The 22208-nt window shown below is 71.9% G+C and carries 12 protein-coding genes and 1 pseudogene; 3 read left to right on the top strand and 10 right to left on the bottom strand.

Translation table 11 applies throughout. The features are described from left to right. Both ABTY62_RS30255 and ABTY62_RS30250 read right to left on the bottom strand, forming a co-directional pair. Nucleotides 1–1799, bottom strand: a 1799-nt coding sequence (locus ABTY62_RS30255) for a condensation domain-containing protein (RefSeq protein WP_352132591.1), incomplete at its 3' end; no start/stop codon positions are given. 15 nt (nucleotides 1800–1814) lie between these two features. Continuing rightward, nucleotides 1815–10319, bottom strand: coding sequence for an SDR family NAD(P)-dependent oxidoreductase (locus ABTY62_RS30250; RefSeq protein WP_352132590.1), 8505 nt, complete (start codon nucleotides 10317–10319; stop codon nucleotides 1815–1817). Between the two features lie 764 nt (nucleotides 10320–11083). Here ABTY62_RS30250 and ABTY62_RS30245 point away from each other — a divergent pair. Beyond that, nucleotides 11084–11842 carry an SDR family NAD(P)-dependent oxidoreductase gene (locus ABTY62_RS30245; protein WP_352132601.1) on the top strand — a complete coding sequence of 253 codons (759 nt, stop codon included), beginning with the start codon at nucleotides 11084–11086 and terminating at the stop codon, nucleotides 11840–11842. Between the two features lie 133 nt (nucleotides 11843–11975). Further along, nucleotides 11976–13142, top strand: a complete 1167-nt coding sequence (locus ABTY62_RS30240) for an acyltransferase family protein (protein WP_352132589.1) — start codon at nucleotides 11976–11978, stop codon at nucleotides 13140–13142. A 49-nt stretch (nucleotides 13143–13191) separates the two neighbouring features. On the opposite strand, the pseudogene ABTY62_RS30235 reads toward ABTY62_RS30240, so the two are convergent. The 7 genes and pseudogenes from ABTY62_RS30235 to ABTY62_RS30205 all read right to left on the bottom strand — a co-directional run bounded on the left by ABTY62_RS30235 (nucleotide 13192) and on the right by ABTY62_RS30205 (nucleotide 20693). Next, nucleotides 13192–13973: pseudogene (locus ABTY62_RS30235) on the bottom strand (SDR family NAD(P)-dependent oxidoreductase). Nucleotides 13974–14091: 118 nt separating this feature from the next. After that, a complete protein-coding gene (locus tag ABTY62_RS30230; protein WP_352132588.1) occupies nucleotides 14092–15033 on the bottom strand; it encodes a transketolase family protein in 942 nt (313 codons plus the stop codon). Then, nucleotides 15030–15953, bottom strand: a complete 924-nt coding sequence (locus ABTY62_RS30225) for a transketolase (RefSeq protein WP_352132587.1) — start codon at nucleotides 15951–15953, stop codon at nucleotides 15030–15032. Before ABTY62_RS30225 ends, ABTY62_RS30230 begins: the two co-directional genes overlap by 4 nt. Before the next feature lie 26 nt (nucleotides 15954–15979). Beyond that, nucleotides 15980–17149 (bottom strand): aldehyde dehydrogenase family protein, encoded by a 1170-nt coding sequence (locus ABTY62_RS30220; protein ID WP_352132586.1) that lies wholly within the window; start codon nucleotides 17147–17149, stop codon nucleotides 15980–15982. Nucleotides 17150–17181: 32 nt separating this feature from the next. Next, nucleotides 17182–18552, bottom strand: coding sequence for an MFS transporter (locus tag ABTY62_RS30215; protein WP_352132585.1), 1371 nt, complete (start codon nucleotides 18550–18552; stop codon nucleotides 17182–17184). A gap of 55 nt (nucleotides 18553–18607) precedes the next feature. Beyond that, nucleotides 18608–19654: a LacI family DNA-binding transcriptional regulator gene (locus tag ABTY62_RS30210; protein WP_352132584.1), complete on the bottom strand. Its 1047-nt coding sequence runs from the start codon at nucleotides 19652–19654 to the stop codon at nucleotides 18608–18610. 1 nt (nucleotide 19655) lies between these two features. Then, the gene (locus ABTY62_RS30205) at nucleotides 19656–20693 is read right to left on the bottom strand and encodes a mandelate racemase/muconate lactonizing enzyme family protein (protein ID WP_352132583.1); all 1038 of its coding nucleotides are present in this window, start codon (nucleotides 20691–20693) and stop codon (nucleotides 19656–19658) included. On the opposite strand from ABTY62_RS30205, the gene ABTY62_RS47555 reads away from it, so the two are divergent. After that, the gene (locus ABTY62_RS47555; RefSeq protein WP_502997546.1) at nucleotides 20685–21209 is read left to right on the top strand and encodes an alpha-L-rhamnosidase N-terminal domain-containing protein; all 525 of its coding nucleotides are present in this window, start codon (nucleotides 20685–20687) and stop codon (nucleotides 21207–21209) included. The genes ABTY62_RS30205 and ABTY62_RS47555 overlap by 9 nt on opposite strands. Here ABTY62_RS47555 and ABTY62_RS30190 read toward each other — a convergent pair. Continuing rightward, on the bottom strand, nucleotides 21197–22150 hold the full coding sequence (locus tag ABTY62_RS30190) for a DUF5996 family protein (protein ID WP_352132582.1): 954 nt from the start codon (nucleotides 22148–22150) through the stop codon (nucleotides 21197–21199). The two genes, ABTY62_RS47555 and ABTY62_RS30190, sit on opposite strands and share 13 nt — an antisense overlap. Nucleotides 22151–22208: the final 58 nt, after the last annotated feature.

The following is a 22208-nucleotide window of genomic DNA, read 5'->3' as shown; positions in this document are numbered from 1 at the left end:
CGCTCGACGGGGACGGCGGGGTCGAGCGGCACATAGGCGCCGCCCGCCTTCAGCACCGCCAGCACCCCGACCACGATCTGCTCGCTGCGCGGCAGACACAGGGCCACCGGCACATCTGGGCCGACGCCCAGCCCGCGCAGATGACGCGCCAGGCGATTCGCCCGGCTGTTCAATTCGCCGTAGGAAAGAGATCTGCCCTGGAAAACCACCGCCGTCGCGTCCGGTGCCCCGGCCGCCGTCTCCTCGAACCACTCGTGGAGGCACCGCCGCTCCGGCCGCAGAGCCGACGGCGGCTCGTTCCACTCCACGAGGACCCGCCGGCGCTCGTCCTCCGGCAGCATGGGCAGCCGGGAGATCCTCTCCCGCGGGCTGTCGGCGATGGCGGCGAGCAGGGTGGTGTAGTGGCGGACGAAGCGCTGGATGGTCTCCGGGTCGAACAGGTCGGTGTTGTACTCGACGGTCCCGGCGAGCCCGTCCGGTGTCTCCCTGAGGTCGAGCGTGACGTCGAACTTGGTGACATCGACGTCGAAGGCGACCGGGGACACCTCGAGCTCGCCGAACCTGGTCTCCTGGGCGGTCTGTGCCTCCTGGAGCACGAACATCGTCTGGAAGACGGGTGAGTGGCTGAGGCTGCGCTCCAGTCGCAGCGCGTCCACCACGGCCTCGAAGGGGACGTCCTGGTGGTCGTAGGCCGCCAGCGCGGTCCTCTTCACCTGGGCCAGCAGTTCGGGCAGGGCCGGGTCACCGGAGAGGTCGGTGCGCATCACCAGGGTGTTGGCGAAGAAGCCGATGAGCCCCTCCACCTCCGGCCGGTTGCGGTTCGCCACCACGGTGCCGACCGCGATATCGGTCTGCTGGGTGTGGCGGTGCAGCACGATGGCGTAGGCCGCCAGCAGCGTCATGTACAAGGTGGCGTCGTGCTCCGTGCTGAGCGCCCGCAGCCGGTCCAGCAGACCGGCCGGGCAGCGGAAGCTCTCGCGCGCCCCGTTGTACGTCTTGACCGGCGGCCGCTCCCGGTCCGCGGGCAGCGACAGCCTCGGATCGACACCGTCGAGCTGCTTCCTCCAGTACGCCACCTGCCGCGCCTGCACCTCGTCCACCAGCCACCGGCGCTGCCACTGCGCGTAGTCCGGGTACTGGACGGGCAGTGGCGCCAGGTCGGCGGGGCGTCCCGCGCGGAACGCCTCGTAGAGGGCGACGAGGTCGCGGAAGAGGACGCCGACCGACCAGCCGTCGGACACGCTGTGGTGCATCGTCACCAGCAGGACGTGCTCCTGCTCGGACTCGCGCAGCAGCCGGGCCCGGATCAGCGAGTCGTGCTCCAGGTCGAAGGGGGCGGCCGCCTCCCGTGCGCAGATCAGGGGCAGCTCCGCGGGGTCCGCGGGCTCCTCCTCCCGGACCGCGAAGTCCCGGCCGTCGCCGATGTGCTGGTACGGGACGCCGTCGTGGTCCACGAAGCGGGTACGCAGGGCCTCGTGCCGCCGTACCACCGCTTCCAGTGCGCGCACCAGCGCGGCCCGGTCCAGCCGCCCGCGCAGCCGTACCGCCATCGGGATGTTGTAGGCCGCGCTGGCCCCGTCCAGCTGCGCCAGGAACCACAGGCGCTGCTGGGTGAAGGACAGCGGGACCGGCTCGTCCGCGGCCCGGGGTAACAGCGGGATCGCATCGAGCGCGTCGAGCGCGGAGAGGTCGACGCCCCGCTTCCTGAGCAGTGCGATCAGGGCCCGCTGCCGCTTGGGCGGAAGGGACCGGATCTTGTGGAGCAGGTCCGGACCGCCGTCGTGGTTGAGGATGGTCATCGTCGTCCTGTCTGCCTAGTGCGCGACGTCCAGCGCGTCCAGTTCCTCGTCGCTCATGCCTTCGATGAGGGCGATGCTCTGGAGGATCTGCTCCGTGTCGAGGGCTCCGGTGGGCCCGGAGGGGGTGCGGCGCTCCAGTTCGGCGGCCATGTCCGCGAGCCGGGGAGCGTTGAAGACGGACTTGACGGGGAGTTCCACGCCGGTCTGCCGCCTGACCAGGTTGACCAGGCGGGTGACGAGCAGCGAGTTGCCGCCCAGCGAGAGGAAGTTGCTCGCCGTGCCGAGCCGGCCGGCGTCGATCTCCAGCAATTCCGACCAGGCGGCGACCATGGTCCGCTCGGCGTCGGTGAGGGTCCGGTCCCGGTCGCGCGGCCGTTCGGCGTGGTCGGGGCCGGTGGCGGCCGGGCCCTCGGGGGGCGGGGGCGTCGCGGCAGGCGCGGGGCTCGGCGCCCCGGGCCTGCGGCCCACCCAGTGGCTTCCCTGCTCGAACACCGTCGGCGGGAGCGGCACCAGGCGGCGCGGCCCGTGGTGGAGCCCGTTCCACGGCACGTCCACCCCGCACACCCACAGCTCGGCGAGGCGCTCCAGGTCCCCGTCCGCGACGAGCCCGTCCAAGAACTCCTCGCCCCGCGCGCCGGCGAGCACCGTGCCCAGCGGGCCCGCGCCCTCCTCGGCGTTGCCGAGGTGGACCGGCGTGGCCGGTACCGCCGGCTCCGGGGGCGGGTTCCCGGCCCCGGAGCCGCGCGCCAGATGCTCCGCCAGCGCGTGGATCAGCTCGTCCAGGGAGCGCGCCACCACGGCGAGCCGCTCGGGCTGTGGCTCACGGCCCAGCTGGGAGGTGTAGGCGACGTCCGCCAGGCGCACCGAGTTGTCGCGGTCGAGGAAGTCGTGCAGCCGCTGTACGGCCGTGCGCAGCCGCTCGGGGGTCCTGGCGGACACCACCACCAGCTGGGCTCCGGTGTCCTGGGCGCCCTGGACGTCGTGGGCGACGGGTTCGGCCGGCGGCGGGGCCTCGACAACCAGGCTGACGTGGCTGCCGCCCGCGGCCACCGAGTTGATAAGGGCGCGGCGGGGTGCCGGGGCGCCGTCGGCTCGGTCCGTGCCGCCCGGCTCCCAGGCCGTCAGGCGGTCGGTCAGGCTCAGCGCCGTGCCGTCGAAGTCCAGGTTGGGGTTGGGGGAGCCCGCTTCCACCAGGGGCGTGAGCTGCTGGTGGCGCAGTTGCAGGACGACTTTGGTCAGCTGGGCGATGCCGGACGCGGCCTCCGGGTGCCCGAGGTTCGACTTCACGGTGCCGAGCGCCACGGGCTCGGTCACGCCGCCGAACACCTCCCGCAGTGCGCGGAACTCGACCTCGTCGGAGAGGGTCGTCCCGTTAGCCGCGGCCTCGACGTACCCGATGGACTCCGGCCCCACGCCGGCCTGCTCCAGGGCCCGGCGCATGACGTTCACCTGGGTCCGGTGGCTCGGCATCATGAAACCGTTGGACCGGCCGCCGTGCAGGGAGGACGTGCCCTTGATGACGGCGTGGATCCGGTCGCCGTCGCGTACCGCCACGTCCAGCGGCTTGAGCAGCACGGCGCCCACGGCCTCGGCCGGGAGGTAGCCGTCCCCGTCGCGGAAGCTGCGGCTGCCCGGGTGGCTGCCGAGCAGCTGCAACTCCGCCAGCGCCAGGTACTTGTCCGGGTGGACGGTGAGGTTGATGCCCCCGGCGACGGCGAGTTCGGTCTCACCGCCGCGCAGGTCGGCACAGGCGAGGTGGATGGCCATGGCCGACGACGCGCACATGCTGTCCACGGCGAGGCTGGGCCCCTCCAGCCCGAAGAAGTGCGAGACGCGGTTCGCGATCATGTTGTACGAGGCCGCGGAGGTGAGGGCCGCGAGGGCCTGGTCCGACTCCTCCGCCCGGTACAGCTGGTAGGCCGCGCCGACATAGACACCGACGCGCCGCCCGTAGCGCCGCTCCAGGGCCTCCTGGGTCGTGCCGCTCTGCTCCAGCAGGTGCCACACGGTCTCCAGGAACAGCCGCTGCTGCGGATCCATGGCCGCCGCCTCCCGCGGCGAGACACCGAAGAGCAGCGGGTCGAACCGGTCGATCCCGTCGAGGAAACCGCCCCACCGGCCCGGCCGCGTGCCGTCCGCGTCATGCGGAGCGGTGCCGTAGGCGGTCTCGGGGTCCCAGCGGTCGGCCGGGACCTCGGTGACACAGTCCTTGCCCCCGCGGAGGTTCGCCCACAGCGCGTCGAGATCCTCGGCCTGCGGATAGCGCCCGCTCAGGCCGATGACCGCGATGTCCCGGCCGCGGCCGGTCCGGGGCGCCGCGGAAGCCGCGGTGCGGCCGGGGGCGGGGGGCCGGGTCTCCGCGGGTCCTTCCCCGGCAGCCGCGAGGGGCGGCACGGGGGCCGCCGGGGTCGGCGGTGCGGGCCGGGTGGCGGGCGGGGGCTCGGCGGGCTCGCCGACCAGCGTGCGCAGCGCACGCGGGTGCTCGGTGGCGAAGTGCCGCGCCAGCTCTCGGACCGTCTCCACCTCGAAGAGAAGCGTCCGGGACAGCGGGCCGAAGGACTCCTCCAGCCGGGAGATGACGTTCACCGCGATGACGGAGTCCATGCCGTACCGCTCCAGCGGCGCGTCGACGGCGAGGCGCTCGGGGCCGAGCTTGAGGGACGACGCCAGAAGACGCCGCAGATAGCCGACCGCTCTGTCCTCCAGTGCGCGGGCCGCGGCGCCGTCGGGCTCGCCGACCGCGCCGGCTCCCGTGGCCGTCTCGGCGACCGGGTCGGGGGTGGGTGCGGCGACCGGGTCGGGGGTGGGTGCGGGGCGGTCCGTGAGCAGCGGCAGCAACCTTTCGCGCCTGCCCACGAGGACGAGCAGCCTGGCGTCGGTCAGTCCGTTCTCCGCCGGGGCCAGGGCGCACCGCAGCGCCGTCAGCCCGCGGACGGTGTCCAGGGGTGCCAGGCCGACGCTGCGCAGGTTGTCCCTGACGGCACCGCCCCCCATGCCGCCCTCGTCCCACAGCGGCCAGTTGACGGAGACGGTCCGCCCGCTGCGCAGACCGGCGTCGGCGAGCCGGTCGCGGTAGGCCGCGTAGGCGTCCATGAACGCGTTGCCCGCGGCGTAGTCGGCCTGCCCGGCATTGCCGAAGGCCCCGGCGATCGACGAGAAGCACACGAAGAGGTCAAGGTGGTGGTCCTGGGTCAGCTCGTCGAGGTTGACCAGCCCGGCGACCTTGGGTGCCAGGACGCGCGCCACGTCCTCGGTGCTCTTGCGCAGGAGGAAGTTGTCGTCGATCACCCCCGCGCCGTGCAGGATGCCCGTCAGCGGCCCGTGGTTGTCCGCCACATGGGCCAGCAGGTGGCGGACCGCGTCCCGGTCGGCCACGTCAGCGCGCTGGTAGTCCACCGTCAGCCCTGCCGCGCGCAGGGCCCGCAACGAGTCGCGACGCTCCGCGGTCAGCGGCGACCGTCCGGTGAGCACCACGGTGGCGTGGCCGACCGACGCGGCGATCTCCCGCGCCACGATCAGGCCGAGCCCCCCGGCGCCACCGGTGATGAGGTAGACACCGTCCTCCTGCCAGGGCGCGGCCGCGGGGCGGGCGGAGCCGATCTCCGCGGGCCGTGCGACGAGCCGCCGGCCGTCGCGATGGCGCACCTCCGGTTCGGGGTCGGACACCGCCTCGTCCACCAGTCGGGCGGCGACGGTGGCGGGTGTCGCCCCGTCGAGGCACTCGACGTACTGGGTGCGCAGCAGCGGGTTCTCCTGGTGGGCCGTCTTCAGCAGGCCCGACAGCCCGCCGAAGCAGGCGAGGCGCTCCCGTTCGGCGTCCGCGCCGGCGGCGCCGACCAGAACGGCCTGGAGCAGCACCGGCCGTCGCGGCCCGTCCCGCAGAATCCCTTGGGCCAGTGTGAACACGCGCTCCGCGACCTGGGCGTACTGGTGGTCCAGCGGGCCGTCCGCGGGTGACAGGAACTGGCAGGCGGTGTCGGCGGGCAGGGCAGTCCGAAGGGCTTCGCGCTCCCTTTCCTCGAGCTCGCCGATCACCAGGACGTGGTGCGCGGAGAAGGTCTCCGTGACGGGCGGCACGGGCCCACCGGTTACCGCGGTGTCCCGCACTACCCACTCGGGGCGCAGCAGCACCATCTCGTCCCGCTCCGCGGCGCCCTCGTCCGGCCGGTGCGGCGCCGGGGTCGGGGTCGGGGCCGGGGCCGGGGCGGCGGGTGCGGGAGCGGGCAGCCCGTGCACCGCGCCGCCGGGTTCCAGGTCGTACCAGCACCGCTCGCGGGCGAAGGGGTATCCGGGCAGGCTGACGCGCCGCGCGGGCGGGGACGAGGGGTGAAGGTCCTCCCACGTCACCGCGGCTCCCTCGGCCCACAGACGCAGGAGTTCGCCGGGCGCGCCGTGCTCGGTCCACTCCGCCCGGGCCGCCCGCAGCGCGTCCGGATCCGTCCCGGCGGGCTTCTCCCGGCCGGTGCGGGCGGTGCCCCGCACCCACGCGCCCGGCCGCCGCGGCTCGGCGGTGAACGCCTCCAACTGTGCCCGGGCGGCGGCCGTCGAGGTCGCGGCGAAGGCCAGTCGCTCTTCCAGTGCCATGCGACCCGTCTGGAGGGTCCACGCCACATCGGGAAGAGCGTCGTCGGTCAGCTCCGCCAGCCGTGTGTGCAGCCGCCGGGCCTGCTCCACGAGCTGGGTCTCCGTCCGCGCGGAGAGCACCAGCAGCGCGGGCCGGCCGACCGTGTCGGACGGCCTCGGGCCGGCGTCCTGCGGCTCGTACTCGGAGATGACGACGTGGGCGTTGGAGCCGCCCGCGCCGAAGCCGGACACGCCCGCGATCCGTGGGAGGGTCCGGCGCTCCCCGTCGATCTCCAGCGTCGGCCGGTGCCACGGCTCCAGTCGCCGCTGGACCCGCAGCGGAGTGCCGCCGAAGTCGATATGCGGGTTGAGCGTGTCGGCATGGAGGCTGGGCACCAGCTCTCCGTGCCGCATCTGGAGCAGCACCTTGGTGAGCCCGGCGATGCCGGCCGCACTCTCGCAGTGCCCGATGTTCGACTTGACGGAGCCGATCGCCAGTTGGTCCGGCAGTGCGCCCTGGGCCTGGAACGCCTTGGTCAGGCCGGCGATTTCCAGCGGGTCGCCCAGGGCCGTGCCGGTGCCGTGCGCCTCGAGGTAGCCGAGCGCGCGCGGGTCGGTGCCCGCAGCGGCGAGCGCCTGCGCGATGACCTCGCCCTGCGCCGCCGGGGACGGCACCGAGTAGCCCGAGGTCCGGCCGCCGTGGTTGAGCGCCGTTCCCTTGATCACCCCGTAGATGTGGTCCCGGTCGGCGACGGCCCGCTCCAGGGGCTTGAGCAGCACCGCGCCGACGCCCTCGCCGGGTACGTAGCCGTCACCGCCTTCGCCGAAGCTGCGGCAGCGGCCGTCGCTGGAGAGGAACCGGCGCTGGCTCAGCATGAGGAACTTGTTCGGGTGGGAGTGGAGGTTCACCCCTCCGGCGAGTGCCGTGTCGCACTGGCCGCTCCTGATGGCCTCACAGGCCAGGTGGATGGCGGTCAGGGAGGACGAGCACATGGTGTCCACGGCGATGCTCGGCCCGTGGAAGTCGTAGAAGTACGACACCCGGTTGGCGACCGTGGAGGCGCTGCCGGACAGCGCCACCGGCAGGCCGCGATCCTGCGCCTGCGCGCCATGGAGCTGGTACTCCTGGTACATCACTCCGACGAAGACACCCGTCCCGCGCGTTGGCGAACCGGCGTATCCGGCGTCTTCGAGCGTGTGGTGGGCGCACTGGAGGAAGAGGCGCTCCTGCGGGTCGAGGAGCTCGGCCTCGTGCAACGAGATCTGGAAGAACAGCGGGTCGAACCGGTCGATCTCGTCGAGGAACCCGCCCCACCTGCCCGACGAGGAGCCACCGGCGTCGGCGTACCGGCGGTGGTCCCAGCGCTGGGCGGGCACCTCCCGGATGCAGTCGCGGCCGGCCCGGAGATTCCGCCAGAAGGTGTCCAGGTCCGGCGACTCGGGGTAGCGCCCGCCGAGGCCGATGATCGCGATGTCGGTTCCGGCGTACGGGGGCGCCGCGGCCCGGTCCGCCATCCGCACGGTCCGGTCCGTGGCCCGCGGGGCGTCCGCCAGCGCGCGGGTGTTCAGCCCGGTCAGCTCCACGCACACCCGGCCGTCCGCGTCGAACACGGTGATGTCCAGCCGCGCGGCCGCGGCGTCGGGGGCGCTGCCCGGCTGGTGGCGTATCCAGGCGTACGCCGTCGCGCCGGTCGCGGCGGCCGCCGTGAGGTGGCTCAGGGCGAACGGCAGGGCGGGGCGGACGGGCTGTCCGCCGAGCCGCCCGGCCGGCAACCGCACACCGAGGGTGGCCTGGAGGGCACCGTCCACGATGCTCGGGTGCAGGAGGCAGTCCCCCACCGCCTCCGCCGACGTGGGCAGGCGCAGCTCGGCCAGCGCCTGTGGCCGCCCCGTCTCGTCCGTGGCCAGGCGCAGCTCCACGAGGGACCGCTGCGCGGGGCCGTAGTCCATGCCCATGCCGGCGTACAGCTCGTAGACGGCGGCCGCGGAGAGCGTCCGCCCGGCGCAGGCCGCGCGCAGTTCGTCCAGGCGGGGCAGGCTCCGCTCCGCGGTCTCCGGCAGGCCGGCGCGGCCCTGGCCGCACAGCGTGGGCTCGCCGTCGTCGCCCACGCAGTGGATCGTGTACTCCCAGCGCGGTCCGGGCAGCGTCCGTACGCTCACGCTGAGCTCCAGACCGTCCGGGCCGCAGACTGCCGGTCGCAGCCACACCACGTCGTCCAGGCGGACGCTGCCCGCGGGCCCGTCGCCCAGGGCCTGTGCCACCGCCGCGCGTGCCATCTCCAGCTGTGCGACCGCGGGCAGTACGCGCGAACCGCGCACCTGGTGGTCTCGGAGGAACGGCTCGTCGCCGTGGAAACGCGTCCGGTACGTGATGCCGTCGGTGTCCGGCACGGCGCGGTGCAGCATGGAGTGCGGGCGCGGCTCCGCCCGGGGGGCTCGGGTCGCGGAGCGGTTTGGGGCCGCCTCCGGTTCGCGCTGGGCGCCGACGAGGTATTCCGCGACCGCCCTTACGGTCCGGTGTGCGGAGAAGACGGCGGGGGTGAGCTCGTGCCCGTAGCGGTCGTTCAGCCGGGCGGCGAGGTGGGCGAGGCTGGTCCGGTCGAACCCGAACTCCCCGAACTCGGCGTCCGGGTCCACCTCCTGGGCCGGCACGTTCAGCAACGCGGAGATCTCGTCGACCAGCGCGGCCCGGGTCGCCTGTGCCGAGGGGTGTTCCGCGGGCTGCTCCGAGGGATGTGCCGCGGGCTGTGCCGCGAGCCGCTCGTCGAGCGAGGCGGCCACATCGGCGATCGACTTGTACTCGAACATGATGGTCGGCGAAAGCGACAGTGACAGCCGGTCCTCCAGGTCGGGCACCAGGGACACCATGTCCGCGGAGGCCAGGCCCAACTCGTAGAAGCCGCCCTCGACATCGACGTGCGCCGCGGGGACCTCCAGACGCGCCGCGACCAGCTCCCGCAGCACGGCCACCACGTCCCGGCCCCCAGTGGCCGGGCCGGGTCGAGCTCCGCTCCCGGCTGCCGCGGCCGCTGCGGCCGCCGGTGAAGCGGCGCCCGGGGACGCTCCGTTCGTGGCGGGCCCGCCGCGGACGTCGAGGTCCGACACGGCCCGGACCCGCTTGGCCACGAGCCGGCCGACCTCGGCGACCTTGGCCCCGTTCGCGTCGTAGAACTCAACCGCCAGCCGGATGAGCTCGTCGTCCCTGCGCGGCGACGTGGCCGGGACCCTGGCGAAGCAGCGTCTGCCCAGCGGCGCCACCGCCCGGAACGACTCGAACACGAGCGGCAGATAGAGCCCTTCGCCCGGCTCCCCCTCGTACAGCATGTGGCTGCCCACGCTGCCCCCGAGCAGACCTGCCTCGAACAGCGCGGGGTGGAAGAGGAAACCGTCCGCGCCGCCGTCGTGTGCCGGATCGAGTTCCAGCTCCACAACCCAGTCCTCGGCGCGGCGGTGGACGACGCCGTCGATCTTCATCAGGCCGGAGTGGACCAGGTCGCGTTGGCGGAGCCAGGTATAGATGTCGGCGAGCGGGGTGATCCGGTCCCCGCCCCGGACGGGTAACGACAGCCGGTCCGTGAAGGCGGGCGGGGCGTGTCGGTGGGCCGTCACCACCGCGTGCAGGACCTCCGTGGTGTCCTGGCCGCGTCGGCTGCGGACTTCGACCCGGCAGCCGCCCGCGGGCGCGGGGCGCCCCTCCACGGTGGTCAGGATCTGCTCGCCCGGGGCGGCGACGAGCGGCGCGAGGATGGTGAAGTTCCGCAGTTCGACGTCCGCCATGGCGTGGCCGTGCCGGGCGAGGACCTGTAACACCAGGTCGACGTAGCCGACGCCGGGCAGAAGATGACGCCCGTGCACCAGGTGCCCGCGTAACAGGGGGTTGTCGGCGGTTACCGTGAAGGTCTCGTTGAACGTCGGCGACTCGGCCATCGATTTCCGTCCCAGTGAGTCGGTATCCATCGCAGAACAGCGTCGAACCGGCGGTGGAGCCCGGCCCGGGGTCCAGCCCACAGAAAAGTTCCGGGGCTCAAGGAAAACCTGGGTTTGAGATTCGTGAGTCAGCGCAAACGGATTCGCAACGCCAATCGGCCGCCCTGTCGAGGGCGCAAAGAATTACCATACGACCGAATCGCGGGATTACGCCCGGAGAAGGGTGTCGTAAAGTCCTGGCCGGACAGACTTACCCCATGGCGCGCCGACCGTGAAATGGCGAGGAACAGCCTCGTTGTATACACAGAGAATCACTGCATGTATGCATCTTTCCCCCGTGATTCCGGCCACAGTGTGACCTCAAGCCCCGTGGTCGCAACGTACCCCGAAAACGAACTCAGTTGTTCGCTCCTGCGACTGAACGCAACGCTACCCAGGCCGACAGCGCGAGGCAATGAGCACAGTGTGATCACCCACTCGATTCGGAGAGCGGAGCGTGACTTCGGATTCGCCCTTTTCGGTCAAGCGCAGCAACAAAGGGCGGAAGCTCGGAATTCCTCGAACCCGTCGCGAGAGACGGACGACCTCGCTTATGGTGCTCGTGTCGCACCCGGCCGGTGAGCGCGTAATCGCGCGACCCGGCCCACTCCGGCCGCATCGATATCGCCGTGCATCCCCACGCGCACGGGCACTCACGACACGGAGCCGGCACCAGTCACCTCTCAGCAGTCCGCTCGTCCGCCGGGCCCGGCGCAGCACGGCCACTTCGCCCCATGACAGAACTGGAGCAGCACGTGCGGATCGAAGGAAGTGTCGCCCTGGTCACCGGCGGAGGGTCCGGCCTGGGCCTGGCGTCGGTACGTGAACTGCGCGACCGCGGCGCGTCCGTGGTGATCCTCGGCCGGTCCTCGCGGGGCAAGGAAGTCGCGGAGGAGCTGGGTGAGCGCGTCCACTTCTCCCCCGGCGACGTGACGAGCGAGGAAGCGGTCACCGCCGCGGTCGAACTGGCCGCGAGCCTGGGCACCCTGCGCATCGCGGTGAACTGCGCGGGAATCGGCAACGCCTTCAAGACCATCGGCAAGAACGGCCCGTTCCCTCTGGACGCCTTCAGCAAGGTCGTCCAGGTCAACCTCATCGGCAGCTTCAACGTCATCCGCCTCGCCGTGGCCCGGATGAGCCAGGCCGAGGACGACGGCACCGAGCGCGGTGTCGTCATCAACACCGCCTCGATCGCCGCGTTCGACGGCCAGATCGGACAGGCCGCCTACGCGGCGTCCAAGGCCGGCATCGTGGGCATGACCCTGCCGATCGCCCGGGATCTCGCGCCGTCCAGGATCCGGGTGGTCACCATCGCACCAGGGCTGTTCCACACCCCCATGTTCGATGTCTTCCCCGACTCCGCGGTCGAGGCCCTCGGCCGCCAAGTGCCGCATCCGGCCCGGCTCGGCGACCCCTCGGAATACGCCTCGCTCGTCGCGCACGTCGTGGAGAACCCGATGCTCAACGGCGAGACGATCCGGCTCGACGGCGCCCTGAGGATGGCACCGAGGTGACCGGAGCACGGCGCCCGCGCGCGGCCGGAACGCGGCGACGCCGTGTGTGCCCGCCCGGCTTTCCGTACCGATCCGGCCGGTTGCCCGATCCACCTGTTCTGGCTTCTTCGCATCAAGGAGGCAAGGAAAGCCCATGTCCGACGAGCTCTCGTCCCGCCGTCTACCGTCGTTGACGAGCCTGCGTTTCGTCTTGGCCATCCCCGTCATCTGGTACCACGTCAGCTACGTTTCAGGGATCTTCGACGGTTCCCTGCACAAGTCGCTCGCCATCGGTGCGCCCTTCGCCGCCGGGGCGGTGAGCGGCTTCTTCGTCCTCTCCGGATTCGTGGTGACCTGGGTGTACAGACCCGGCGACCGGGCCCGCACGTTCTGGCGGCGCCGGTGCTGGAAGATCCTCCCCAATCATCTGCTCGCCTGGACGGCGACCCTGGTGCTCTTCGCCGTCGCCACCGCCGAGATGCCCATGCCGGCGCCGCCCGGGGACGGGACGGGAGCCGCGCTCACCAACCTGTTCCTGGTCCAGGACTGGATACCCGACTACCACCTGTATTCGGGCTTCAACACACCGGCGTGGTCGATCTCCTGCGAGGTGTTCTTCTACGCGCTCTTCCCCGCGCTCATCCTCGTGGCGCGCAGGATCCCCACGCGGCGGCTGCGGTCGGTGTGGGCGGCGCTGGCCGGGATGATCGTCCTGATGCCGCTGGTGTCCTCCGCGATCCCCGGAACGGAGCTCTACGTCTGGCTGCCCATCAACGAACGCAGCCTGTGGTTCGCCTATGTCTTCCCGCCCGTCCGGCTGCTGGAGTTCATGCTCGGCATCGTCACCGCCCGCCTGATCCAGACCAGTTCCTGGCCCCACATCCGCCGCCGGTACCTCGGTATCGCCATGTTCCTGTTCTTCGCCGCCCTGCCCTCGCTGCCCCCGCAGTACGCGATGGGCTCGGCGACGGCGCCCGCCCTCGCGGTGATCATCGCGCGGCTGGCCCTGGCCGACCTGGAGGGCCGCTCACGACGCCTGCACCGCCCGGCCCTGCTCACCCTGGGCGAGTCCTCCTACGCCCTCTACATCACCCACGCCCCGCTGATGATGGCCGCCCGCTATCTGATCGGACCCGACCCCGACCTGGCGCCCGGGGTGGGCTTCGCGTGGGTTCTCGGAGTGATCGCCCTCGCGTTTCTCGTGTCCCTGGTCGTCTACCGGTACTTCGAACTCCCGCTGCTGCGCCGCTGGTCCGGCAGCCGCCGAACCCCGCCCCCGCTCCAGCCCGCCCCGGCCCCCACTCCCGCTTCCTCGGCGTAGCCGGCCGGCCCGGGGCGCGCCGTGCGGGCTCACACCCGGCGGGGGCGGTTCACTCGGTGAGCGAGGGAAGGTCGAAGGTGCCGTCGATCGTCAGGCCGCCGTCGACCGGCAGCACCGCTCCGTTCACAAAGCCGGCACCGGGCGAGAGCAGAAAGCCGATGGCCGCGGCGATCTCCTCCGGCTCGGCCAGCCGGCGCAGCGGGGTGCGCGCCACCAGGGTGTCCCGGTCCAGGGTGCCGGCCTCCAGGCCCGAGCGGACCATCTCGGTGTTGACATAACCCGGCGCGACGGCGTTGGCCCGCACCCCGTACGGCCCCCATTCGGCGGCCAGCGTCCGTGTCAGCCCGACGATGCCGCTCTTGGCGGCGGAGTAGGCGACCCGGCGCGGTATGCCGAAGGACGACCCCACGCGATGGTCACCACGGAGCCGTGGGTGTCCTTCAGCCAGGGGAACGCGGCACGGGCCAGCAGGAAGGTGCCGGTGAGGTGGATGTCGAGGTGCCGTTGCCAGGAGCCGAGGTCCAGTTCGGCCGCCGGGCGCCGCACCAGGTTCCCGGCGCCCGCGACCACGCCGTCGATCCGGCCGCCCGCCTCGGCCGCGCGTGCCACGGCCGAGGCGACCGCGCTCTCGTCGGACACGTCGCACGCCAGCCCGAGGTGGCCGCCGGACACCGGATGTTCGGCGTCGAGCACGGCGGCCACCGTCTCGGCGCCGGGGCCGTTGAGATCGAGTACGACGACGCGCCAGCCGTGGCCGGCGAGGTGTTCGGCGGTGGCGGCTCCGATGCCCTGTGCCCCTCCGGAGATCACTGCGGTGGGTGTGGCGGACATGCTGCCTTCCTTTCAGGTGTCCGGTTGTCTGTCGGGCGATGTGTCCAGCGGCGGGGCGACTGGGCGCCGCCACGCCGCGTCGGCGATGTCCGACGCGGCGTGGCGGTACGGCCGACTGTTACTCGGACACGCCTGCCAGGCGGGCGACACGCGCCGCGAGGGCGCGTGCGGACAGCCCGTACTTCTCCAGGAGGTAGTCGTTGGAGCCGGTCTCGACCCAGGTGTCCTCCAGCGCGATGCGGTGCACCGGCAGGGGACGCGGCCCGGCCGAGGTGATCTCGGCGACCATGCCGCCGAGTCCGCCGTAGGTGGAGTGTTCCTCGACGGTGACGACGAACGGCTGGTCCGCGCACAGCTCGATCAGGCGCCGGTCGTCGAACGGCTTGATCGTCGGGGCGTGCACAACGCGCAGGTCGAGCCCGTCCGCGGCCAGCCGTTCGGCGGCCTCCAGGGTGCGGGCCGTCTGCGCGCCGGTCGAAACCAGCGCGCCGTCCGGCCCGTCGCGCAGCACGCGCAGGGTTCCGACCGCGACCTCTCCGGGCGGCAGGTCGGGGCCGGCGTCGCGGGCGAGCCGGAGATAGACCGGGCCCTCGTGTTCGTGTGCCCAGCGGGTGAACACCTCGCATTCGGTGGCATCGCCCGGCGCCAGCACGGTCATGCGGGGCATCGCCCGCATCACGGCGAGGTCGGCGTGGTCGTGGTGTGATTTGCCGGCCATGCCGAAGCACACCCCGGTGTATGCCGCCGCGATCTTGACATTGGCGTCGGTCTGCGCGACGAGCATCCGGATCGGGTCCACGGCGCGGTGGGAGATGAACACCCCGAAGGAGGACAGCCACGGCACCAGTCCGGTGGTCGCCAGCCCCACGGCGACGCCGACCAGGTTCTGCTCGGCGATGCCCATCTGGAGGAACCGCTCCGGGTGCGCCTGGGCGAAGGCGTCGGCCTTGGTGCTGGTGGCCAGATCGCCGTCGAGCACCACGGTCCTGGGGTCCTCGTCGCCGAGCGCGACCAGGGTGGCGCCCCATGTCCCACGCATCGATGTCGTCGGGGTGGTCATCCGGATTCCGCACCCAACTCGGCGGGCGCCGCCGCGAGTTGCTCGTCATTCGGCGCACCGGTGTGCCACTTGATGGTCATCTCCGCGAAGGAGACGCCGCGGCCCTTGCGGGTGGTGGCGAGGATCATCGTGGGCCGGTCGATGGCTTCGGCCTGCCTGGCCTCGGCGAACGCGGCCCGGATCGCGGCGATGTCGTTGCCGTCGATCTCCAGCACCCGCCAGCCGAGGCCGGTGAAGGTGGCGCGCAGGTCGACGCCCGCCCACGGGTCACGCCGGTCACCGCGGTCGTCGGCGCCGCGCGGCCGGCCGTACTGCTGGAGGCCGTTGTGGTCGAGGACCACGACCAGGTGGCCGAGCCGGTAGCGGGGGGCCACATGCACCGCCTCCCAGGTCATGCCCTCCTGGAGCTCCCCGTCTCCGAGCAGCACATACGTACGTGAGTCCGGGGCCGAGGCGAAGCCGCCCAGCCGCGCGCCCAGCGCCATGCCCACACCGGCGGACAGGCCCTGGCCGAGCGATCCGGTCGACATCTCGACCCCGGGCAGCCTGGTCATGTCCGGGTGCATCTGGAGCCGTGAACCGCCCTTGTCGAAGTCGGCGAGTTCGGCGATGTCGAAGTAGCCCCGCATCGCGAGGACGGCGTAGAGGCCGAGTGCGCAGTGCCCCTTGGAGAGGATGAAACGGTCCCGCTCCGGCGCGTCGGGCCGGGCCGGGTCGATCCGCAGCTCGTCGAAGTAGAGGGTCACCAGCAGGTCGGCGGCGGACAGGGAGCCGCCGACGTGGCCGGCTCCGGCCTGGTGAGCGGTGCGCAGGATGAGCTCTCGGGCCCGGGTGGCCAGGTGGCCGAGTTGCTCGTCGGTCGGGCGCTGCCGGTCGGTCGGCGGCGCCGTACGGGAGGCGACGGTCATGGTTGCTCGCATGGTCCTTTCCGGCGTACGACCGCCGATCAGAGCTTGATGATGAAGGTCTTGCTCTGGGTGCAGGCGTCCAGCGCCGCCACCCCCTTCTCCCGTCCGTAGCCGGATCCGACGAGGGTGGGTGCGTAGTACGCGCCGGAGCCGAGCTCCGGGTCGGCCGGGGCCGTGCCGCCGACCAGGACCTCGCCCGAGGTGAGGGTGTCGATGAAGTCGGCGACCCTGGCCTGCTGTTTCCTCGACACCAGGGGCCCCAGGTCGGGATCGGTGGCACCGGGGCCGATGCGCACCGCGGAGAAGGCCGCGGTCAGCCGCGCCACCATCTCGGTGTGCGCGTCGCGGTGCACGATCAGCCGGGATCCGGCCGAGCAGGTCTGACCGGCGTTCTGGAGGATCCCCTTGGTGACGGCCTCGGCGGCGGCTTCGAGGTCGGCGTCGGGGAAGACCACATGCGCGGACTTGCCGCCCAGTTCGAGCGTGGTGGGCACGACCCGGTCGGCGGCGGCGTGCGCGACCCGGGCGCCGACGGCCGTCGAGCCGACGAAGCCGATCTGGCGTATGTCCGGATGGGCGGTGAGCGCGGCCCCCGCCTCGGCGCCGATGCCGGGCACGACGTTGACCACCCCGTCGGGGATGCCGGCCGCCACCGCCAGTTCCGCCAGCCGTACGGAGGTGCGCGGAGTCTCGTCGGCCGGTTTGACCACCCCGCAGTTGCCGGTGGCGATGGCCGGTGCGACCCCTCGGGCGAACAGCTGCATGGGGTAGTTCCAGGCGACGATGTGTCCGGTGACACCGAACGGTTCGCGCGTGGTGTACGCCTGGATATCGGGTCGCACCGGAATGGTGTCGCCGTAGTAGGTGTCGATGGCGTGGCCGTAGAACTGGAAGTAGCGGGCGCAGACGGCCGCGTCGGCACGGGCCTGGCCGATCGGCTTGCCGGTGTCCTCGCTCTCCAGCCGGGCCAGGTTCTCGGAGTCCGCGGTGATGGCGTCGGCGAGGCGGGTGAGGGCGACGGCGCGGTCGGCGACCGGTGTGGCGTACCAGTCGGCCTGGGCGGCCCGGGCCGACTCGACGGCCAGGTCGATCTCGCGCCGGCCGGAGCGGATCACGGTGCCGAGCGAACGGCCGTCGGCCGGGTCGATGTTGTCGTAGGTCTCGGCGCCGTCGATGTGCTTGCCGCCGATGAACGCGGGCGTGTGCATGGAGGGGTCCTTCGGCTGTGGTGGTTCTGTGGTCAGGCCGCGTCGGCCTCGGAGTACAGGTCCCGGTCCCGGGTCTCCGGTGTGCGCAGGGTGACGGCCAGGCTGACCGCGACGGTGGCGATCATCAGCACCGCCACCGGGATCCAGCTGCCGCTCGCCCAGGTGATCAGGGCCGAGCAGACCAGCGGCCCGGCACCGCCGACCATGGAGGCCAGCTCGCGCCCCATGGTGACCCCGGCGTAGCGATAGCGGCTGCCGAAGATCTCCGGCAGAAACGCCGCCTGGGCGCTCACCGAGCCCTCGGCCGCGAAGATGAAGCCCAGGATGATCACTATCGTGATCAGCACGGGGCTCCCGGTGTTCAGCATCGCGAAGGCCGAAACCGGAAGGATCATCATCCCCAGGGCCGCGATCGTGTACACGGGCCTCCGGCCGAGCCGATCCGACAGCCGGCCGAAGAACACCGCCGCGCCCATTCCGCAGACCACGCCGATCAGCAGCGCGGGGGTGAACACGGCCTTGTCCACGTCGACGTTCGACACCAGATAGCTGCCCATGAACACCTGGTAGGTGTACGAGTTGAGGCTGACCCCGGCCACCATCAGAAAGACCCGCAGCACGTTCCGGCGGCTGTTGGTCCACACGTCCTTGATCGGCGAGGGCCGTGGGTCCGCCGCGTCCTCCTTGGCCTTCTCCTTCGCGGTTTCGGTGAAGACATGGGAGTCCTGGAGCTTGCGCCGCAGCAGGTACGCCATGGCCGTGACGACGATGGAGCTGAGGAACACCAGCCGCCAGCCGTAACTCAGCATCGCGTCCTCGGGCAGTTGCTGGACCGCGAGCCACACCACGGCGCCCAGCGCGGTGCCCCCCGAGGCCCCGACCCACACCAGCGAGGCGGTGTAGCCGCGTCTGCCGGGCGGCGCCGCCTCGGTCAACAGCACGGTGCCACCGGCCATTTCGGCACCGGCTCCGAAGCCCTGGAGACAGCGCAGCAGAACCAGCAGCAGGGGCGCGAAGAACCCGATGGTCTCGTACGTCGGCAGCAGGCCGATCAGGAAGGTGGCGATGCCCATCAGATACAGCGTGGTGACCAGCACCCACTTGCGGCCGAGCCGGTCCCCGAAGCGGGAGAAGAACAGGCCGCCCAGCGGCCGGGCGAGAAAGCCGACGGCATACGCCCCGAAGCTGCCGAGGTAGCCCACGGCCGGGCTCAGGTCGGGGAAGAACACCGAGTTGAAGACCAGCGCGGACGCGGTCCCGTAGATCACGAAGTCGTACTGCTCGAGGGCGGTGCCCACCAGGCCGCCCCAGCGGGCGCGGCGCAGATTGGCGCGGTCTTCGGTGGCGGAGGAGGGTGCGGTTGCGGCGCCTGTGGTGGCGCCCGGTGCCGAGGGGGAGGACATGGCTTCTCCTTGCTTCTTCATCGAAGCGGCGGCTCGTTGAGGTGACCGGTGGCGGTCACCGGTTCGGGGACGGAGCGGCGCAGGACTCCGCGTGGTCGAATCGGGTCGGCAGCTCGACGGACCGGGCCGCCTCGCCGGCCAGGGCTTCCAGCAGCAGATCGGCGCTGACGCGCCCGATCCGGGCGACGTCCCGGCGGATCGTCGCCAGCCGGGGCTGGAGGAAGGCCGCCATCGGCGCGTCGTCACAGGTGACGAGCGAGAGATCCCGGGGGACCTGGTACGGGAGCTCGGCGAGGGCCGAGAGCACGCCGACCAGGATCTGGTTGGAGCCCGCGATCAGCGCCGTCGGTCGGTCCTCGCCGCTCAGCAGCGCGTGGGTGGCCTTGGCCCCGTGTTCCTTGGCGAAGTCCCCGCTGTGGGCGTGGGCCGTGACACCCAGCTGTGCCGCGATCCGGTACAGCGCCTGCTCGCGCTCCCGGGAGGGGCGGGTGTTGGCCGAGCCGCTGACCAGGCCGATCGAACGGTGGCCGAGCTCGACGAGGTGCCGCACCGCGGCGGTCAGTCCGCCGGCGTGGTCGAAGCGGGCGGCGGAGGCGGCGGGCAGGTCGGGGATGTCACGGTCGATCAGCACGATGGGGACGCCGGCCTTGGAGAGCAGCTCGGCGGTTTCCTGGTTCTTCTCGTCGGTGACGGACACCAGCAGCCCGTCCACCCGGTGCTGGGCGAGCCGGCGCAGATGCTCGGCCTCCAGCTCGGGGTCGTGCAGAGAGCTCATCATGAACAGCGTGTAACCGCGTTCGCGCAGGCGGGTCTCGGCCGCGTGCGCGATCTCGGCGAGCAGCGGGTTGCGTATGTCGCTGATGACGAAGCCGATGGTCTTCGTCGCGCCGGTGCGGATGCTCTGCGCCGCCAGATCCGGGACGAAGCCCAGCTCGTCGATGGCCTTCAGCACCTTCCGGCGCATCTTCTCGCTGACGTCGGGATGCCCGGAGATGACGCGGGAGACGGAGGACACCGCCACTCCGGCGTACTCGGCGACCTCGCGGATCGCCACGCGGTGCGGCCGGCTGCCACGCATCCCGAAGCTGGGATCGGTCGGCATGTCACGCCCCCAGCTCGAGGCAGTGCCCGGCGATGTAGTCCTCGTCCAGCTCCCAGCCGAGGCCGGGGGCGTCGGAGAGCTGGAGCTTGCCGTCCACCAGCCGCCGCTCCGTGGCTATCAGATGCCACCAGAACGGATCCCGGTCGGGATGAAAACACTCGGCGTAGGTGCCGTGTGACTGGCTGGCCAGCAGATGGGCGGCGACCTGCGGCTCCTCGTGGTGTCCCATCTGCACGTCGTACGAGGTGGCGATGGCGGCGGCACGGCGCCATGCCGTCGGCCTCCCGGACCAGGAGGCGTCGAAGTTGCAGACATCGATGGCCCCGGCCTCCATCAGGTCCCGGCAGCCGCTGGCGCTGTACTCGCTCTGGCCCGCGGCGACCGGAATGCGGGTGCGCATACGGACGTCACGCAGCGAACGACGGTCGTTGTGCCAGCGCACCGGCTCCTCGAACCAGCGGATACCGAGATCCTCGACGCGCCAGGCGAACTCCAGCGCCTCGGCCACGGTGTAGCCCTGGTTGGCGTCCACCGTGATGACGAAGTCGTCGCCGGCCGCCTCCCGCGCGGCCGCGACCCGCTTGGCGTCGACCTCGGGCGAGGCGCCGCCGACCTTGAACTTCATACCGGCCAGCCCGCGGTCCTTGTAGAAGGCGATCTCGTCCTCGATGGCGCCCAGCGGTTCTCCGTAGTATCCGCCGATCGCCATCAGGGGGATCTCGCGGCGGTAGCCGCCCCACAGCCGGTGCAGCGGCATCCGCAGCGCCTTGCCGACGGCGTCCCATATCGCGGTGTCGACACCGGCCAGCGCCACCAGGCCGTGACGGCGGTCCCGCAGGATGTCATAGGTGACCGGATAGGCGAGGTCCCAGCAGCGTTCGGTGGCGAAGGCGTCCTCGCCGATCAGGCGCGGGGCGATCTCGCGCATGGTGATCGCGGCGATCTCGGCGAGGGCGCCGTCCTCGTCGCCCACATAGGCCTCGCCGACGATGCCCTCCTCGGTGCGCACCCGAGTGATCAGCGTCGCCCGATGGGTCATCCGGTAGAAGCCTACGGCAGGCGTCCGGCTCACACCCTGACGACCCGGTTCGAGGCGCAGCCCGGGGCGCGCTCGGCGCGGCTGTACGCGACGGCGCTCGGTGTGTACGAGGCGTATGTGAACGGCGAGCGGGCCGGCACCGCCGAACTCTCGCCAGGCGCCACCTCCTACGACCGCACCCTCTACGCCCAGGCCTCGGACGTCACGGCCGCCGTGCGGGCGGGCGGCAACCGGATCGAGATCGTCCTCTCGGACGGCTGGTGCCGGCTTCCTCGCCACCGGCGACCTGCTCCCCGTGCTCTGCGACACCGGCCACGCCGATACCGCCTACGACCTGCTCTTCCGGCGCACCGCACCGTCCTGGCTGTACATGCCCGACCGCGGCGCGACGACCATCTGGGAGGACTGGGAGGTCGCGCCCGTCCCGCAGGCGACGGCGCCACCGAGACCGCCACGGCAGGCAGGTTCCGTGCCACCCGCCGTCTAGGGCAGGCCTTCGGCGATCAGCGCTGCTGAGCGTGGACCGGGGAAGGTGGTGTCCTGCTCATGTACCAGCCGTCGCAGCGGGGCCCCATGAGGTCCGACGGCCAGCCCGCCGTCTCCACGGCGGCGTCGTAGACGGCGTCCCCGAACGCGACGATGGCCTGGTGCGGGTCGGCTGTCTGCCTGAGCGTGGCCCACGGCAGCAGAACCAGACCGGCATCAGGATTCCAGGCCGCTCCGTCGACCCCCCAGGACCGGCCCTCGAGGCCGTCCGGCTGAGGCCAGATGTAGGCGTACATGCTCACATCCGGCGCCTCGGGACTGCCGAAGGTGAATCCCACCGCCACATACTCCTCGAGCTGGGCGTTCTGCATGAACGCCGGAGCGTGGGCCGGCGGCGCGGTGGGCCGTGCGCGATGCCGCGTGGCGGAGAGGTCGAAGCCGCCCCACATCACTCCCACCCGGGGGCGGTGACCCTGGAACGGCGCCTGCCACTCCTCGAGCCCGCCGGCGGCGAGGTTCAGCGCGCTCCACATCAGCCGAGCGGCCTGGCGATCCCAGTGGCGTTCGACGCGATCGTCTCGGAAGGTCGTCGGGGCATCGGGAATCTCGCAGATCAGCGAGGAGCCCGGCCTGCGAATGCCGAGTTCGCTCACCGCGGTGCAGAACGATGTGTAGAACGCGGCCAGTGATTCGTCGAACAGCGGCACGGTCCGTGAGCCCGAGTCCGACTCGATGACCACGTCGCCGTCGAGGAGTCGGTAGTGCACGGTGAAGGTCACGTCCCGCATCCGCAGCGTCGGCGTCCTGAGCCCACGGGGCGTGACTTCGAGGACGATGTTCCCCCAGCCGACCTCGAACGGCTCGTCGAGTGTGTACTTGCCGCCGACCTGCACAAACCGGTTGACGTAGGCGACCATGGGAGCCAGGTCCTCGTAGACCAGCCTTGGCCACACGTGGAGAGACGTGCTCACGACGAACCTCCCAGCCTCTCGATGGGAACACCGGGCGCGCTTGGAAACACCGTGATGC

Origin of the sequence: Streptomyces sp. NPDC097640, from assembly GCF_040302705.1 — a bacterium.
Taxonomy (GTDB): domain Bacteria; phylum Actinomycetota; class Actinomycetes; order Streptomycetales; family Streptomycetaceae; genus Streptomyces.
This window is presented reverse-complemented; position numbering and strand designations above follow the sequence as displayed.

Bases quoted from the DNA above. Each gene is read 5' to 3' on its own strand.
- ABTY62_RS30225 (WP_352132587.1), bottom strand. From the start codon at position 15,953: ATGCGAGCAACCATGACCGTCGCCTCCCGTACGGCGCCGCCGACCGAC.
- ABTY62_RS30215 (WP_352132585.1), bottom strand. From the start codon at position 18,552: ATGTCCTCCCCCTCGGCACCGGGCGCCACCACAGGCGCCGCAACCGCA.
- ABTY62_RS30220 (WP_352132586.1), bottom strand. From the start codon at position 17,149: ATGCACACGCCCGCGTTCATCGGCGGCAAGCACATCGACGGCGCCGAG.
- ABTY62_RS30205 (WP_352132583.1), bottom strand. From the start codon at position 20,693: ATGACCCATCGGGCGACGCTGATCACTCGGGTGCGCACCGAGGAGGGC.
- ABTY62_RS30230 (WP_352132588.1), bottom strand. From the start codon at position 15,033: ATGACCACCCCGACGACATCGATGCGTGGGACATGGGGCGCCACCCTG.
- ABTY62_RS30240 (WP_352132589.1), top strand. From the start codon at position 11,976: ATGTCCGACGAGCTCTCGTCCCGCCGTCTACCGTCGTTGACGAGCCTG.
- ABTY62_RS47555 (WP_502997546.1), top strand. From the start codon at position 20,685: ATGGGTCATCCGGTAGAAGCCTACGGCAGGCGTCCGGCTCACACCCTG.
- ABTY62_RS30250 (WP_352132590.1), bottom strand. From the start codon at position 10,319: ATGGATACCGACTCACTGGGACGGAAATCGATGGCCGAGTCGCCGACG.
- ABTY62_RS30210 (WP_352132584.1), bottom strand. From the start codon at position 19,654: ATGCCGACCGATCCCAGCTTCGGGATGCGTGGCAGCCGGCCGCACCGC.